This window comes from Roseateles sp. P1_C1_2 (assembly GCF_056406535.1).
In genome coordinates this window covers 96,748-111,245 of the sequence record NZ_JBFUAB010000029.1, presented here as the reverse complement: position 1 = coordinate 111,245, position 14,498 = coordinate 96,748, and the positions used below count along the sequence as shown (strand labels likewise).

The window sequence follows — 14,498 nt, the reverse complement described above, 5'->3', positions numbered from 1 at the left end:
CTGCGGTGGTAGTGCCGCGCCAGGCGAGACACGGCGTCGACGTAGGTCTCCTGGGTGCGCGGCGCCATGCCGCGCAGTTGCAGTGCGTCGAGCATGCGCTGGCGCAGCGGGCTGATCTGGGTCGGGGTGATGGCAGCCATGACGGCTCTCCTTGATCCGCTCGGGCACATGCCCGCATCGGTCAAGGTACGCCGTTCAACCTGCTGGCTTCCCAGCCAGCACACCACCGCGTCAGCGGTTTAGTTCAACGTGTTTTCGGGAGACAGCAAACGCCTCCTAGGCAGGAGGGCTGCGCCCTAGAACATCCTGGGTTGCTGATCGCAAGCACTTGATTCATCGACGTTTTCTAGAAAAGTTGACGGGCGAAACGGTCATTAAATTTCCGACAAAAGCGGCGCGTTGTTACAAGTTCTGGTCGCGCGAAAACGGCTTGCGCGCAGCCCAGATGATGCCAGCCATGATTCGCACGAGCTCGGTGAAAACTGCCGCGCGCGCCCGGCCATCCGACGCAACGACGGGTGTCTGCACCACTGCTGTCGTTAGGTTAGCGACAGCGGGCGACCGCAACGGGTCGCCAGGAGCCGTTCAACGAGCAAGGCCATAGAGCCACAACCAGCTGCAGGCGGATCTTGACCGACGCGTGCGTGACGGCCTGATGGCGTTGCAGAAGCAGCTGACCGGCATGAGCTGAAGCAGGTACTCACCTGGTGTCCGAAAACCGCAGCAGCCTCGTCGGCGAGCCTGAGCGGCGCACGGCGAGCGACCGCCTTGCCCGGCGGTTATCGTTGGCGCCAGCACAAGGGGCATTGCCGATGAAGCTCGACCAACAAACCGCGGTGCTGACCGGCGCCGCCAGTGGTATCGGCAAGGCCATGGCGCACCAGCTGGCGGCGCGAGGCTGCCATCTCGCACTGATCGACCGGGATGCCGCCGGCCTGGCGGCGACGGCGGCGGATGTTTCGAGATCGGCGCTGAGGGTCAGCCAGTATGTGCTCGACCTGACCGACGGCGAAGCCATCCGCTCGCTGCCCGCTGCGGTGCTGCAGGCGCATCCCCAGGTCAGCCTGCTGATCAACAACGCGGGGGTTGCCGTGGGCGGGACCTTCGAGCAGGTCAGCGAGGAGGATTTCGACTGGTTGATGAGCATCAACTTCGGCGCCGTCGTGAGGATGACGCGCGCCTTCCTGCCCCTGCTGAGGTCCAGTGGCCAGGCTGCCCGCATCGTCAATGTGTCCAGCCTCTTCGGGCTGGTTTCTCCACCCGGCCAGGCGGCCTACAGCGCGAGCAAGTTCGCGGTGCGCGGCTTTTCCAATGCGCTGCGCCAGGAACTGCGCGGCAGCAATGTCGGTGTGACCGTGGTGCATCCCGGCGGCGTGGCCACCGCCATTGCCGTCAACGCCAGGGTGCCCGAGGGCATGGATCCCGTAGAGCTGGCGCAGCGCCAACGGGAGATGGCCCGCCTGCTGCGCATGCCGCCCGAACGCGCGGCGGAAGCGGTGGTCCGCGGCATCGAGCGGGACAGTGCGCGTGTGCTGGTCGGCAGCGACGCGCGCTTCGCCTGCCTGCTTGAGCGCTTGATGCCGGTGGCTCACTGGCCTCTGCTCGAGAGGCTCATCGCGGAGGCCGGCAGCGGCACTAAGGGCGCCCTGAGTCCCTAGACCAGGCTCACGTCCATCCGCCGCGACAGCGCGCCGCCGCGTTCGAGCAGAAAGCCGCGCAGCCGCTCGACATAGCCCGCCGACACGGCCTCGCGCACCGAGGGCCGGCCGGCCAGCGCCTCGCGCCAGGCCTGCACGCGCGGCAGACCGTCGAACAGGCCTGCGGGCGGGATGACGTCGAAGTAGCGGAACACCGGGCCGAACACCGCGTCGACCAGGCCGAAGCGGCGGCCGGCAAACCAGGGGCCGTCCACCAACTGGCTTTCCAGCTGCTCGAAGCGCAGACGCAGCGCGGCATAGGCGCGGTCCAGCGCTTCATCATCGCCCGCGCTGTAGAGCACGGCGATGCCGCTCAGCACCGCCGAGCCGAATTCCATCCAGGCACGCTCACGCGCCCGCGCCAGCGCTTCGTCCGGATGCAGGCGCGGCGGCTGCGTCTCGTCGAGGTATTCGCAGATGACGGCCGACTCGAACAGCGTCTCGCCACCCACGCTCAGCACCGGCGTCTTGCCCAGCGGCGACAGGCGCAGGAACCAGTCCGGCTTGTGGGCCAGGTCCACCTCCAGGCGTTCAAAGGCCACGTTCTTCTCCTTCAGCACGATGGCCGCGCGTTGGACATAGGGGCACAGGGCGTGGCTGATCAGCGTGAGAGCGGCGTTCATGCGGCCCTCCAGGTGAAGCGCGCGCTGCGCTTGAGGGCCGCGGCGCCATCACCGGCCAGCCACAGCACGATGGACATCGCGGCCAGGAAGACCGGGTACTCCCAGCCGCCGCCCGGGGCATTGAAGACCCAGCCATTGGGCGCATGCACCCAGGCCGCGCCAAGCAGGACGGGCACCAGGGCCAGCGCGATCTGGCGCGGATACACGCCCGCCAGCAGCAACAAGCCACCGACCGCCTCCGCTGCAAACACGACATAGGCCAGCGCCCCTGGCAGGCCCTGACTGGCAAAGAACTGCGCCGTGCCCGGCAGCGTGAAGACGAAGAGCTTGAGCCCCGCATGCGCGAGATACATCAGGCCAAGGGACAGGCGCAGCAGCAGCAGGCCGAGTGAGGTTGAGGGAGCCATGGGGGATCTCCAGAAGGGTGTTGCGATGCAGCCAATGTAGATAGGCATCAGGCGCATGAAAATACGCAAATCAGCCAACTCAGATTGCAGCCATGCAATACCAACTCGCTCCCGCCGATCTCGCCCTCGTCCTCGCCCTGCACCGCGCGGGCACGCTGGCGGCGGCGGGCGAGCGACTAGCCGTCAACGCGTCCACGGTGTTCCGCATGCTGCAGCGGCTGGAGCGCGGCCTGGGCCAGGCGCTGTTCGAGCGCGGCCGGCGCGGCTACAAGGCCATGGAGCTGGCGCGCGCGCTGGCGGCCCAAGCCGAGCAGGTGGAAGCGGCCCTCGAAGCCGCCCGCGCCGCCGCCCAGGCCCAGCCCGGCCAGGCCGCCGGCACGGTGCGCATCACGACGACGGACACGCTGCTGCACGGCCTGCTGGCACCCGCCCTCGCCGCCCTGCACGAGGCCCAGCCGCGGCTGCAGTTCGAGCTGCACACCGGCAACGAGCTGGCCAGCCTGACGCGGCGCGATGCCGACATCGCGCTGCGAGCGACGAGCAAGCCGCCCTCACACCTCATCGGCCGCCGCGTCGGCCCCATCCGCGTCGCCCTCTACGCGGCGCGATCAAGCGCCATCAAGCACTGGGACCAGGTCGAGGCCGGCGACGCGGCCTGGGTCGCGCCCGACGACGGCCTGCCGGAGCACCCCTCGGTACGCTGGCGGCAGAAGCACTTCCCGACGCTGCAACCGGCCTTTCGCACGGGCAGTGTGCAGAGCGTGGCCGAGCTGGTGGCGTCGGGCCTGGGCGTGGGCGTGCTGCCCCTCTTCCTCGCCGAACCGCGGCGCGAGCTGCGGCGCTTGACAGAGCCGTTGGACGAGGCCGAGACCGACCTCTGGCTGCTGACCCATCCGGAGACCCGCCACCTGCAGCGGGTGCAGGCGGTCTGGAGCCATCTGACGGCGACGCTCCAGCTCAGCTGATGCGATCCCAGGGTGGCGCGCCCCCACCGCCAAAGCGCTCGGCCAGGAAATCCACCTCGGTCAGGCTCAGGCGCCGCGTCGTGCGGTGCAGCAGCCGCGCGCCCAACCAACCTTCCATCGCCGCGAGATAGCGACTGCCCTGCTCGACGACGGTCAGGAAGACGCGGGTGGCAGTCAGTCGGGCCATTCATTCGATTAATGCAATGAATATTCGATTGAAGTGAACTTTATCGATCAAATCGCGATAAATACAGTGGACCCGGTCCACACCAACACCGGAAACGCCATGTCCTTCTTCCAAGCCCGCCGCTTCGCCCGCCTGCTGCTGCCGACACTGGCTGCCGTCGCCACCGGCGCCGCCACGGCCCAGGCGCCCGCCGCGCCGCTGACCCTCAAGGTCTACAACGCCGATGCCGGCAGCTTCCACGTCAATGCCGTCGTCGTCAGCGGCAAGACCGAGGCCGTCGTCATCGACAGCGGTTTCACCCGAGCCGACGCGCTGCGCGTGGCCGCCAATGTGCTGGACAGCGGCAAGGCACTGAAGGCCATCTTCATCAGCCAGGCCGACCCGGACTTCTATTTCGGCGTCGAAGTCCTGAAGAGCCTCTTCCCCGACGCGCAGGTGCTGACCACGCCCGCCGTGCGCGACAAGATCCAGGCCAAGCTGGCCGCCAAGCTCAGTTTCTGGGGCCCCAAGATGGGCGCCAATGCGCCGCGCCAGCCGGTGCTGCCGGTGGCGCTGACGGGCAACACGCTGACGGTCGACGGCGAGACCATCGAACTGCGCGGCACGACCGGCGCGCTGGCCCATCGCCCCTATTTGTGGATCCCGTCCAGCCGCGCCATCGTCGGCAACATCGCCGTCTTCGGCGGCCTGCATGTGTGGACAGCCGATACGCAAAAACCCGCCGAGCGCGCCGCTTGGGCGGCCCAGCTGGACGAGATGCTGGCGCTCAAGCCCGCCGTCGTCGTGCCCGGCCACATGGCCGCCGGCACGGCGCTGGACGAAGGCGCCATCCGCTACACGCAGGCCTATCTGCAGCGCTTCGAGACCGAGCTGCCCAAGGCGGCCAACGCCAGCGCGCTGATCGCAACGATGCGGCAGGCCTACCCGCAGGCGGGCCTCGGCATCGCGCTGGACATCGGCGCCAAGGTCAACAAGGGCGAGATGCCCTGGTAAGCCCCGCCCGCCGCGAGGTGGGGGCTTTCGGCGGACACTGTTGACCTTCCCACGATGGGAAGGCTGAGGATGGCAACACATCCTCACCGGAATGCCCACCATGACCCCCTCCTCCGCTCTCAACGACGTGACGCTGCAAGTCAGCGGCATGAGCTGCGCGTCCTGCGTGCGCCGCGTCGAAAAGGCCCTGCAGGCCGTCCCCGGCGTGCAACAGGCCAGCGTCAACCTGGCCACCGAGAAGGCCAGCATCAAGGCCCTGCCGAATGTGCCGATCGCCTTGCTGACGGCGGCCCTGGGCAAGGCGGGCTATCCGGCCACGGCCGTCGAGGCCGCCGCGCCGCCGGTGCAGCAAGCCCGCAGCGCCCTGCCCGCCTGGTGGCCGGTCGCCGTGGGCGCGGCGCTGAGCCTGCCGCTGCTGCTGCCCATGCTGCTCGGCGTGATGCTGCCCGGCTGGCTGCAACTGCTGCTGGCCACGCCCGTGCAGTTCATCCTCGGCGCCCGCTTCTACCGCGCCGGCTGGGGCGCCTTGCGCGCCGGCAGCGGCAATATGGACCTGCTGGTGGCGCTGGGCACCTCGGCGGCCTATGGCCTGTCGGTCTATCTGCTGGCACGCCATCCCGGCCATACCCACCTCTACTTCGAGGCCTCGGCGGCCGTCATCACGCTGGTGCTGCTCGGCAAATTCCTCGAGCAGCGCGCCAAGCGCCAGACGACCGACGCCATCCGCGCCCTCAACGCCCTGCGGCCGGCGACGGCGCGCGTGTTGCGTGGCGAGGCTGAAGTGGAAGTGCCGGTGGCCGAGGTGCGCGTGGGTGACCTCGTCGCCGTGCGACCGGGCGACCGCATCCCGGTGGACGGCGAGATCGTCTCGGGCCGCAGCCATGTCGACGAATCGCTGATCACCGGCGAAAGCCTGCCCGTCGCCAAGTCAGAAGGCCAGCGGGTGACCGGCGGCGCCATCAATGCCGAAGGCGCGCTGTCGGTGCGCACGACGGCCATCGGCGCCGAGACGGCGCTGGCCCGCATCATCCGCATGGTCGAGTCGGCCCAGGCCGCCAAGGCGCCCATCCAGCGCATCGTCGACCGCGTCAGCGCCGTGTTCGTGCCCATCGTGCTGGTGATTGCAGCGCTGACCTTCGTCGGCTGGTGGCTGCAGGCGGGCGACGCCGAACAGGCCCTCGTCAACGCGGTCGCCGTCCTCGTCATCGCCTGCCCCTGCGCCCTGGGTCTGGCCACGCCGACGACGCTGATGGCCGGCACCGGTGTCGCCGCGCGCCAGGGCATCCTCATCAAGGACGCCGAGGCGCTGGAGCTGGCCCACGCGGTGACCGTCGTCGCCTTCGACAAGACGGGCACCTTGACGGTCGGCCGGCCGACCTTGACCGCCGCCCTGCCGGCCGAAGGTGTCAGCCGCGAAGCGCTGCTGCAATTCGCCGCCGCGCTGCAGCGCTCAAGCAGCCACCCGCTGGCCCTGGCTGTGTTGGCTGAGGCGAAAGGGCTGGTTGCCCTGCCCATCGAGCAGGCACGCGCCCTGCCGGGTCGCGGTGTCGAGGGCCTCGTGCAGGGGCGCCGGCTTGCGCTTGGCAGCGCACGTCTCGCGCAGGAGCTGGGTGTCAAGGCCTCCACCGAGGCGCAGCAGCTGGAAGCCCAGGGCCACACCGTCTCCTGGCTGGTCGAAGGCGACCGTCTGCTGGGTCTGCTGGCCTTTGGTGATCGCGTGAAAGACACCGCTGCGGCGGCCATCGCCGAGCTGCACTCGCGCGGCATCCGCACCGTCATGCTGACCGGCGACAGCCGCGGCGCGGCGGCCGGCGTCGCGCGCCAGCTCGGCATCACCGAGGTCCACGCCGAGGTGCTGCCCGGCGACAAGGCCGCCGCCGTCCAGGCCCTGCGCGACGGGGGTGACGTCGTCGCCTTCGTCGGTGATGGTCTCAACGACGGCCCCGCGCTCGCCGCTGCATCGGTGGGCTTCGCGATGGCCGGTGGCGCCGATGTGGCGACCGAGGCCGCCGGCGTCACGCTGATGCGCGGCGACCCCCGCCTGGTGGCCGATGCGCTGGACATCTCGCGCCGCACCTCCGCCAAGATCCGCCAGGGACTGTTCTGGGCGTTTGCCTACAACGTCGTCGGCATCCCGCTCGCGGCGCTGGGCCTGCTGAACCCGGTCATCGCCGGCGCGGCCATGGCCTTCAGCAGCGTCAGCGTCGTCGCCAATGCACTGACCCTGAAGCGCTGGCGCGGCCGCGCCACGGCGGCCGCGCGATGAACATCGGCGACGCAGCGCGCGCCAGCGGCGTGTCGGCCAAGATGATCCGGCACTACGAGAGCATCGGCCTCGTGCCGCCGCCGGCACGCAGCGAGGCGAGCTACCGCGTCTACGGCGAGCGCGAGGTGCACCTGCTGCGCTTCATCCGCCACTCGCGCGACCTGGGCTTCTCGCTGGCACAGATCCGCGCGCTGCTCGGCCTCTGGCAGGACCGCGAACGCCCCAGCCGTGAGGTGCGCGCGCTAGCCCAGCAGCATCTGGACGAGGTGGAAGCCAAGCTCGCCGAGCTGCAGGCGATGAAGTCGACGCTGCAGCAGCTGGTGCGCAGCTGCCACGGCGACGAGCGCCCCGACTGCCCCATCCTCGACACGCTGGAAGGCGGGCTGGAAGACGGCTCGCGGTAACAAAGCGCTGACACATCCGCGCTATCGTTGCCCATCCTCATCAGACCGCGAGCCCACGATGCGCCTTCTCATCCTTCTCGCCTCCCTGGCCCTGGCCGCGCACGCCGCCCAGGCGGCGTCCACCGCGACCTCCTCCGCGGCAGACGCCGGTTCGTCAGCATCGGGCAGCGTGTCCGACTCCTTCAGGGGCTCGTCCAACAGCAGCAGCGGCGGCGAACGCCGTGCCGAAGGCCGCTACCGCGTCACCGAAGTGGCCCAGGCCGACACCGCCGGCAAGCTGCGCCTGAAGCTGGAGCGCGAGGGCGCCGCGCCCGTCGAGCTGACCCTGCCCCAGCAGGCCCTGGCCGCGCGCGCCGTCACCGTCGGCGACGAGGTGCAGGCCACGCCCCAGCCCTATGGCATCGCCTTCGCCCATGCCGACACCGGCCAGGCCTTCTTCCTCGTGCTGGAAGACGCCTGGGCGCGTGAGCTGGCGGCGCGCGTCGTCAAGCCTTGATCCGGACCGCCGTCGCGGCGCTGCTGCTGCTGACGGCGGCCACCGCCCGGGCCGGCCTGCCGCCCCGGGGCTGCGACCCGGGCCGCCACATCACCGCCGCCCAGCAGGATCGGCTGCTGCGCTTCACGGCCGTCATCCGCCAGGTGCTGGCCGAGTCCGGCACCCAGGCGGCGCTGATCTCGCGTTCCGGCACCGACCTGTCACGCTTCGGCCTGCGCTATTCCCACGCCGCCGTCGCGCTGGCCGACGGCCTGGACACGCCCTGGGCCGTGCGCCAGCTCTACTACGCCTGCGCCGAAGGCCAGCCCCGCCTCTTCGACCAGGGCCTCGCCGGTTTCGTGGCCGGCAGCGACAACACCGACGTCGGCTATGTGAGCCTGCTGCTGCTGCCTCCCGAAGCCGCCGCGGCGGTGGCCGCCGCCACGCTGGACAAGCCGCTGGCCCTGGGCCTGCTGAACGCCAGCTACAGCGCCAACGCCTACCCCTTCAGCACCCGCTACCAGAACTGCAACCAGTGGGTGGCCGAGCTGCTCGCGGCCGCCAGCGCCGGCCCCCTCACGCGCGAGGAGGCCCAGGCCTGGCTCAAGCGCGAGGGCTATGCGCCCGAACCCGTGCAGGTGTCGGCCTGGCTGATGCTGGCCGGCCGCTTCGTGCCATGGCTGCATTTCAACGACCATCCGGACGAGGCCCTGAACGCCGGCATGGTGCAGACCAGCCTGCCCGACAGCCTGGAGGCGTTCGCGCGGCGCCGCTGGCCGACGGCGCGACACGTGGAGCTGTGCCACGGGCCCCAGGGCGTCGTGCAGCGCGAGAGCGGCCCGGCACTCGCGACGGGCTGCGTGCCGCAGCCGGGCGACCGCGTCACGGCCCTGAACTGAAGCCGCCACGATGCCCGACGCCACCGCCCGCCAGGTCGCCGACCTCATCGCCCGCTACACGCCCGAGATGGCGGAGGCGATCACGGCCTGCCGGCGCAAGCTCTGCGCGCGCGTCCCCAAGGGCTTCGAACTCGTCTACGACAACTACAACGCGCTGGCCATCGGCTATGCCTGGGCCGACAAGGCCTCGGCCTGCCTGGTGTCCATCGCCGGCTACCCGCGCTGGGTGACCCTGTTCTTTCTGTACGGCAAGGGCCTGCCCGATCCGGAAGGCTTGCTCCAGGGCGAGGGCGTCAGGGTGCGCAGCATCCGCCTGCAGTCGCCCGCCGACCTCGACCGCCCCGCCGTGCGCCGCCTGCTGGACCTGGCCCTGGCCCCGCACGAGCCCGACTTCGCCGCCGCGCCACCGTTGCAGACCCTCGTCAAGTCCGTGGCGACCCAGCGGCGGGCCCGACGCCCCCTTTGAAGGGGGTCGCGGGCCTGGATCACCAGAAATGATGATCACAGGCAGCGGCACGCTGCCTACCATGCGGCCGCCCATGGGGAGGGAGCCAGGGGGGCGCATGCCGGCGACGCCGTTGCCAACGGACCGTCAGCCCGGCATGTCCTGGCAAACCGACAAAGAACGGTCCGCTTCGATGAAAGCCAACACTTCGGCAGACACCTCGCTGGCCGGCTTCGACCGGCTGCTCGGCCTTCTCTATGAAGCCGTGCTGGCGCCCGAGGGCTTCCAGGCCTTCATCGAGGCCTGTTGCCAGTCCTTCAATCTCAAGGCCGTCCTCGTCTTCGTCCGCCACGCCGAGACGCAGGAGGCCCGCTTCTTGTGGACCCACGGTTTCGAGCGCCGCTGGCTGGACAGCTATGCCCTCGAATACGCGCCCGAGGACCTGCTGTCGCTGCGGATGGCCCAACTGCCCATCGCCGCCTTCTACGCCAGCAACCTGGACATTCCCCACCCCGAGCGCTTTCCGGAGTCGCGCTTCTACCGCGAATGGATAGTGCCGCAAGGCGTCGCCTATGCCGCGGCGAGCAACATCCTGCGCGAGGGCCCCTGGCTGACCCAGATGTTCCTGCAGCGCGCACCGAGCCAGCCGCCGTTCAGCCGGGACGAGATCGAGGTGTTCGACCGCCTGGTGCCGCATATGCAGCGTGCCTTCCAGATGCGGCAGCGCTTCACCGACATGCAGCTGGGCCAGAACCTGCTGGCCAGCAGCCTCGACGTGCTGGCCATGCCGACGCTGCTGTTCGACGAGTTCGGCCGCCTGGCCCACAGCAATCGCAGCGCCGACGCCCTGCTCGCGAGCCGGCAGGCGCTCTGGGTGCAGCATGGGCACCTGGTGACCCGGGATGCCGAGGCGACGCGCAATCTCAACCTCGAGCTGACCAAGGTCCTGCGCGCCAGCCAGGGCCAGGCGTCGGCCTTGAGCAGCGTGGTGTCCCTGCCGCGGCGCGGCCAGGTGCCGCTGGTGCTGATGCTGACGCCGATGCGGCTCAAGGACGAGGCACGCCTGCAGGGCGCGGCGCTGCTGTTCGTCTTCGACCCCGAGGCCACGCCCAGCGTCACGGTGGACACGGTGCGCCAGTTGTTCGGCCTCAGCCAGCGGGAGGCCGAGGTGGCCGCCGCCCTGTGCTCGGGCCGCACCCTGGACGAGCTGGCCGCCGAGCGCGGAACCTCCATCAACACGATCAGGACGCAGTTGAAAAGCGTCTTCACCAAGACCGGCACCAGCCGCCAGGCCGACCTCGTCTCGCTGCTGCTGGCCAGCCCCGCCTATTTCCTGGCACGGGACTGAAGGCCGCGGGGCCAGGCCTTGCCAACTACCCCCTCTCCAGGGGGCATCGTGCGCGACTCATCCAAATGGGTGAGGTCGAGCAAAAGCCTTCTCCCTAGAGTCGCACGCTCACGATGGCCTGACGCGCGGTCCCGAGTTGCAGCTCCCGATGGCGAATTCGACAGAAGTGCGGATGTCAACCGCACCGACCGTGCGCACAGTCCATCACACAACACAACCAGCTTTTCTCGGGGGGCCGCTATGGACGAATTGATGGAACGGGTCGTGGAAACCACGGCGAGGGAGGAGGACTCCAGCAACGACGGGGCCGAACTGCGAGGTTCGTCCTTCGACTACCTGACGCAGCCCGGCGTCAGCCTGGCCGCCAAGGCCCAGGCCTTCCATGCCTGGGCGAGCAACCGTGTGGCGCACGGCGTCTTTCCCTATGCCAAGCGCCTGGGCGGCCGGCCTGGCGCCACCGCCGAGCTGACGCTGCTGGATGGCAGGCGCCATGCGGGGCTGAACTTCTCGTCGCAGGAATACCTGTCGCTGGCCCGCCACCCCAAGATCTGCGCGGCGGCCCAGACGGCGATGGAGCGCTACGGCGTGCACAGCGCCGGCTCCACGGCACTGGCCGGCAATGTCGAGGAAGCCGTCGCGCTGGAGGCCGAGCTGGGCGAGCTGCTGCGCACGCCCGAGGTGCTGCTGTTCCCGACCGGCTGGGCCGCGGGTTTCGGCGCCATCAAGGGCCTGGTGCGCGAGGCCGATCACATCATCATCGACCAGCTCGCCCACAACTGCCTGCACGAGGGCGCGCGGGCGTCGACGCCCAACGTCCACCTGCATCGCCATCTGGATGTCGACCACGTCGAGCGCCTGCTCAAGCGGGTGCGCCAGCGCGATCCGCACAACGGCATCCTCGTCGTCACCGAGGGCTGCTTCTCGATGGACGCCGACTCGCCGGACATCGCGCGCCTGCAGGCCCTGGCGCACGAGTACGGGGCCCTGCTGATGGTGGACGTGGCGCATGACCTGGGCTGCATGGGCGCCAGCGGCGGCGGCCAGCTCGAGATGCAGGGCATGCTCGGCAAGGTCGACCTGGTGATGGGTTCCTTCTCCAAGACCTTCGCGTCCAACGGCGGCTTCGTGGCCAGCCACGACCGCGCGATCAAGGAGTACCTGCGCTTCTATGCCGCGCCCAACACCTTCTCCAACGCGCTGTCGCCGGTGCAGGTGGCCATCATCCGCGCCTGCGTGGGCATCGTGCGCTCCAGCGAGGGCGTGGACCGGCGCGGGCGGCTGATGCGCGCCATCGTCGGCCTGCGCGGCGCGCTGACCGAACAGGGCATCGTCGTGCTGGGCCATCCCTCGCCCATCGTGCCCGTCATGCTGGGGCATGACGCGACGGCCCGCGTGGCCAGCCGCGAGATGGCCGAGGCCGGCCTGCTGGCCAACCTCGTCGAGTACCCGGCCGTGTCGCTGAACAGCGCCCGGCTGCGCATGCAGGTCATGGCTGACCACACACCGGCATTGGCGCAGACCGCTGCGCGCATCGTCGCGGACTCACTGCAGCGCGCCCGTGTGGTGACGGGCGAGGTGCACTGAAGCCCCTCGTCCAGCCTTGCTCGGCTGCACGCCGGCAAGTCTGACCGGTCCCCCGAGGGGACGGCGATGCTTGCGGCATTGAGCCGCAAGCACATCGCCATGACGGGCCGGCTCGGGAGCGGCCCAGCGCTCGGCCCGAATACGAAACGCAGAGGATCAGTCGCGTGCGGGGATCTTCGATCCGCGCTGCACGGCCGGCCGGGCCAGGAAGGCCTGCAGCACGCGCTTGACTTCGGTGAAGTCGTCGAAGCCCACCAGCTCGCCGGCACCGTAGAAACCCACCAGGTTGTTGACCCAGGGCCAGGTGGCGATGTCGGCGATCGTGTACTCGTCACCGACCAGCCAGTCGTGGCCTTTCAGCTGCACATTCAGCACATTGAGCAGGCGCCTGGACTCGGCGATGTAGCGGTCGCGCGGGCGCTTGTCCTCGTAGTCCTTGCCGGCGAACTTGTGGAAGAAGCCGACCTGGCCAAACATCGGCCCGACGCCGCCCATCTGGAACATCAGCCACTGGATGGCTTCATAGCGGCGGGCCGCGTCCTTGGGCAGCAGCTGGCCGGTCTTGTCGGCCAGGTAGATCAGGATGGCGCCGCTCTCGAACAGCGGCAGCGGCTGACCGCCCGGACCGTTGGGGTCGATGATGGCCGGGATCTTGTTGTTCGGGTTCAGCGACAGGAACTCGGCGCTGAGCTGGTCGTTGGTGTCGAACTTCACCAGATGGGGCTCATAGGCCAGGCCGATTTCCTCCAGCGCGATGGCGACCTTGACGCCATTGGGCGTGGGCAGGGAATAGAGCTGCAGGCGGTCCGGGTGGGCCGCGGGCCATTTCTTGGTGATGGGGAAGTGGCTGAGGTCGGTCATGGTGGGGTCAGGGGGCGAACGGAGTCGGGCGACTTTAGGGGCGCCTCGGATGGCCGTGCGTCGGCCAGGGAATTGGGAAATGCGTCAGCGCCGCGCCGCCAGCAGCTGCCTGACGCCGATGATCAGCAACGCAAGCGCACCTGCCGCGACGCAACCCCAGTGCAGCGCCGACAGGGACACGATGCGGTGCAGGCCGTTGGCGGCCGAAAACGGCTGCAAGGGCTGGATGTCGGCATGCATGGCGCTGTCCAGCAGCACATGCGACCAGGCGCCGAGCAGCGCGCCGAGAGCGACCTGGCGCAGCGTCAATCGCAGCCGGGTCGCGATGGGGGGCAGGCGCAGCGCCAGCCAGAACAGCGCGGTCAGCCCGAGCCAGACCAAGGTCGCGCCGACATAGGTGTGCAGGAAGGCATGCACCGGCTCGCGATGGTGGACCAGGTTGTAGAGGGACTCCACGTCGATGAAGACATTGGCCACGCAAAAGGCAAGAAAGCTGACCTGCCGCGGCGCGACAGCCTGCAGCGCGGCGCCGGGGCCGAAATGGAAAGGGGTGATGGGCATCGGCGGTCAGCAGCGCTCTACATGCTGGGACGAGCGTAGGCCGTGGCGCGCTCAGCGCACCCCGGCCGGCTTGCGCGTGGCCTGGCAAAAGCGCGCCTGCGCGGCCTTGTCCTCGGGTTCGACGCGCTGCTCGAACCCCGCCAGGGCATCCGTCACGCGGGCGTTGCCCTTGTATTTCTGCTTCAGTCGGGCCAGCTCGGCGTCGGTGCCGGGGCAGCTCTGGCAGACCGACCAGTCGATGTCCTTCTGGCGCTCGGCGTCGAACCCGCGTTGGCCGCGGTAGTGGTCACAGGCCTCGCGAGCGTCGACGAAGGTCTGGACCTCCTTGGGCAGCGGCGCCGGCGCGGCCCAGGCCGCCAGTGAGACCCAGAAAAACAGCGCTGCCGCCGCCCGGCTCATGACCATCAATACCGCTCCACATGCGCCGACGCCCGCGGCCCCGGCTCATAGGGGTCAGGCCAGTAGTCGGTCACGCGCAGGATGAGGCCGTCCTTCACGTCGAACAGGGTCAGGCCCATCATGGGCGGCGCACTGCTGATGAAGCTGATCTGGGTCATCGCGCTGCTGTCGTCGGCGATGCACCTCAGCACCTCGACCCGCCAAGGTTGGGGCCAGGTGGCGAAGAAGTCCACATAGCCCAGCGCGCTGCGGATGCGCTCGCGGCTTTGCGGGGCCTCGTAGAGCAGATCGGGGTGCAGCAAACCGCCCAGGGCCGTCCAGTCCTGGGCGTTGGCGAGCTGCCAGTGCAGCAGCACGAGGTCACGGGTGGAGATGCTCATCGGC

Annotated in this window: 16 protein-coding genes and 2 pseudogenes; 10 read left to right on the top strand and 8 right to left on the bottom strand. The window is 69.6% G+C overall.

Annotated elements, in window-relative coordinates; all coding sequences use genetic code 11:
• A pseudogene (locus AC1D2H_RS25875) lies at positions 1 to 95 on the bottom strand (tyrosine-type recombinase/integrase); the annotation flags it as partial.
• Positions 96 to 812: 717 nt separating this feature from the next.
• Here AC1D2H_RS25875 and AC1D2H_RS25870 point away from each other — a divergent pair.
• Positions 813 to 1,658, top strand: a complete 846-nt coding sequence (locus tag AC1D2H_RS25870) for an SDR family NAD(P)-dependent oxidoreductase (protein WP_478012885.1) — start codon at positions 813 to 815, stop codon at positions 1,656 to 1,658.
• Here AC1D2H_RS25870 and AC1D2H_RS25865 read toward each other — a convergent pair.
• Together AC1D2H_RS25865 and AC1D2H_RS25860 are read right to left on the bottom strand one after the other, a co-directional pair.
• Positions 1,655 to 2,320 (bottom strand): glutathione S-transferase family protein, encoded by a 666-nt coding sequence (locus AC1D2H_RS25865; protein WP_478012884.1) that lies wholly within the window; start codon positions 2,318 to 2,320, stop codon positions 1,655 to 1,657. The two genes, AC1D2H_RS25870 and AC1D2H_RS25865, sit on opposite strands and share 4 nt — an antisense overlap.
• Positions 2,317 to 2,727, bottom strand: coding sequence for a DoxX family protein (locus tag AC1D2H_RS25860; protein ID WP_478012883.1), 411 nt, complete (start codon positions 2,725 to 2,727; stop codon positions 2,317 to 2,319). Before AC1D2H_RS25860 ends, AC1D2H_RS25865 begins: the two co-directional genes overlap by 4 nt.
• A gap of 92 nt (positions 2,728 to 2,819) precedes the next feature.
• Between AC1D2H_RS25860 and AC1D2H_RS25855 the strand changes: the two genes are divergently transcribed.
• Positions 2,820 to 3,692, top strand: coding sequence for a LysR family transcriptional regulator (locus AC1D2H_RS25855; RefSeq protein ID WP_478012882.1), 873 nt, complete (start codon positions 2,820 to 2,822; stop codon positions 3,690 to 3,692).
• Between the two features lie 55 nt (positions 3,693 to 3,747).
• Here AC1D2H_RS25855 and AC1D2H_RS25850 read toward each other — a convergent pair.
• Positions 3,748 to 3,879: pseudogene (locus AC1D2H_RS25850) on the bottom strand (LysR family transcriptional regulator); the annotation flags it as partial.
• Between the two features lie 99 nt (positions 3,880 to 3,978).
• On the opposite strand from AC1D2H_RS25850, the gene AC1D2H_RS25845 reads away from it, so the two are divergent.
• The 8 genes from AC1D2H_RS25845 to AC1D2H_RS25810 all read left to right on the top strand — a co-directional run bounded on the left by AC1D2H_RS25845 (position 3,979) and on the right by AC1D2H_RS25810 (position 12,293).
• The gene (locus tag AC1D2H_RS25845; protein WP_478012881.1) at positions 3,979 to 4,872 is read left to right on the top strand and encodes an MBL fold metallo-hydrolase; all 894 of its coding nucleotides are present in this window, start codon (positions 3,979 to 3,981) and stop codon (positions 4,870 to 4,872) included.
• A gap of 100 nt (positions 4,873 to 4,972) precedes the next feature.
• A complete protein-coding gene (locus AC1D2H_RS25840) occupies positions 4,973 to 7,138 on the top strand; it encodes a heavy metal translocating P-type ATPase (RefSeq protein WP_478012880.1) in 2,166 nt (721 codons plus the stop codon).
• The gene (cueR, locus tag AC1D2H_RS25835) at positions 7,135 to 7,542 is read left to right on the top strand and encodes a Cu(I)-responsive transcriptional regulator (protein ID WP_477936587.1); all 408 of its coding nucleotides are present in this window, start codon (positions 7,135 to 7,137) and stop codon (positions 7,540 to 7,542) included. Before AC1D2H_RS25840 ends, cueR begins: the two co-directional genes overlap by 4 nt.
• Positions 7,543 to 7,600: 58 nt before the next feature.
• Complete coding sequence (locus AC1D2H_RS25830) at positions 7,601 to 8,038, top strand: hypothetical protein (RefSeq protein WP_477936585.1); 438 nt, start codon at positions 7,601 to 7,603, stop codon at positions 8,036 to 8,038.
• Positions 8,035 to 8,916 carry a DUF2145 domain-containing protein gene (locus AC1D2H_RS25825; RefSeq protein WP_478012879.1) on the top strand — a complete coding sequence of 294 codons (882 nt, stop codon included), beginning with the start codon at positions 8,035 to 8,037 and terminating at the stop codon, positions 8,914 to 8,916. Before AC1D2H_RS25830 ends, AC1D2H_RS25825 begins: the two co-directional genes overlap by 4 nt.
• A gap of 10 nt (positions 8,917 to 8,926) precedes the next feature.
• Positions 8,927 to 9,382, top strand: a complete 456-nt coding sequence (locus AC1D2H_RS25820; protein ID WP_477936581.1) for a hypothetical protein — start codon at positions 8,927 to 8,929, stop codon at positions 9,380 to 9,382.
• A 172-nt stretch (positions 9,383 to 9,554) separates the two neighbouring features.
• Entirely contained in the window at positions 9,555 to 10,709 is a 1,155-nt protein-coding gene (locus AC1D2H_RS25815; protein WP_478012878.1) for a helix-turn-helix transcriptional regulator, read from the top strand.
• Positions 10,710 to 10,949: 240 nt separating this feature from the next.
• Positions 10,950 to 12,293, top strand: coding sequence for an aminotransferase class I/II-fold pyridoxal phosphate-dependent enzyme (locus tag AC1D2H_RS25810; RefSeq protein WP_477936577.1), 1,344 nt, complete (start codon positions 10,950 to 10,952; stop codon positions 12,291 to 12,293).
• A gap of 156 nt (positions 12,294 to 12,449) precedes the next feature.
• On the opposite strand, the gene AC1D2H_RS25805 is transcribed toward AC1D2H_RS25810, so the two are convergent.
• The 4 genes from AC1D2H_RS25805 to AC1D2H_RS25790 form a co-directional block, all read right to left on the bottom strand.
• A complete protein-coding gene (locus AC1D2H_RS25805; RefSeq protein ID WP_478012877.1) occupies positions 12,450 to 13,154 on the bottom strand; it encodes a glutathione binding-like protein in 705 nt (234 codons plus the stop codon).
• Between the two features lie 84 nt (positions 13,155 to 13,238).
• The gene (locus tag AC1D2H_RS25800) at positions 13,239 to 13,715 is read right to left on the bottom strand and encodes a hypothetical protein (protein ID WP_478012876.1); all 477 of its coding nucleotides are present in this window, start codon (positions 13,713 to 13,715) and stop codon (positions 13,239 to 13,241) included.
• Between the two features lie 51 nt (positions 13,716 to 13,766).
• Positions 13,767 to 14,120 (bottom strand): hypothetical protein, encoded by a 354-nt coding sequence (locus tag AC1D2H_RS25795; protein WP_478012875.1) that lies wholly within the window; start codon positions 14,118 to 14,120, stop codon positions 13,767 to 13,769.
• Positions 14,120 to 14,494 carry a nuclear transport factor 2 family protein gene (locus AC1D2H_RS25790; RefSeq protein ID WP_477936569.1) on the bottom strand — a complete coding sequence of 125 codons (375 nt, stop codon included), beginning with the start codon at positions 14,492 to 14,494 and terminating at the stop codon, positions 14,120 to 14,122. The genes AC1D2H_RS25795 and AC1D2H_RS25790 overlap by 1 nt, the downstream gene beginning before the upstream one ends.
• Between the last annotated feature and the right edge of the window lie 4 nt (positions 14,495 to 14,498).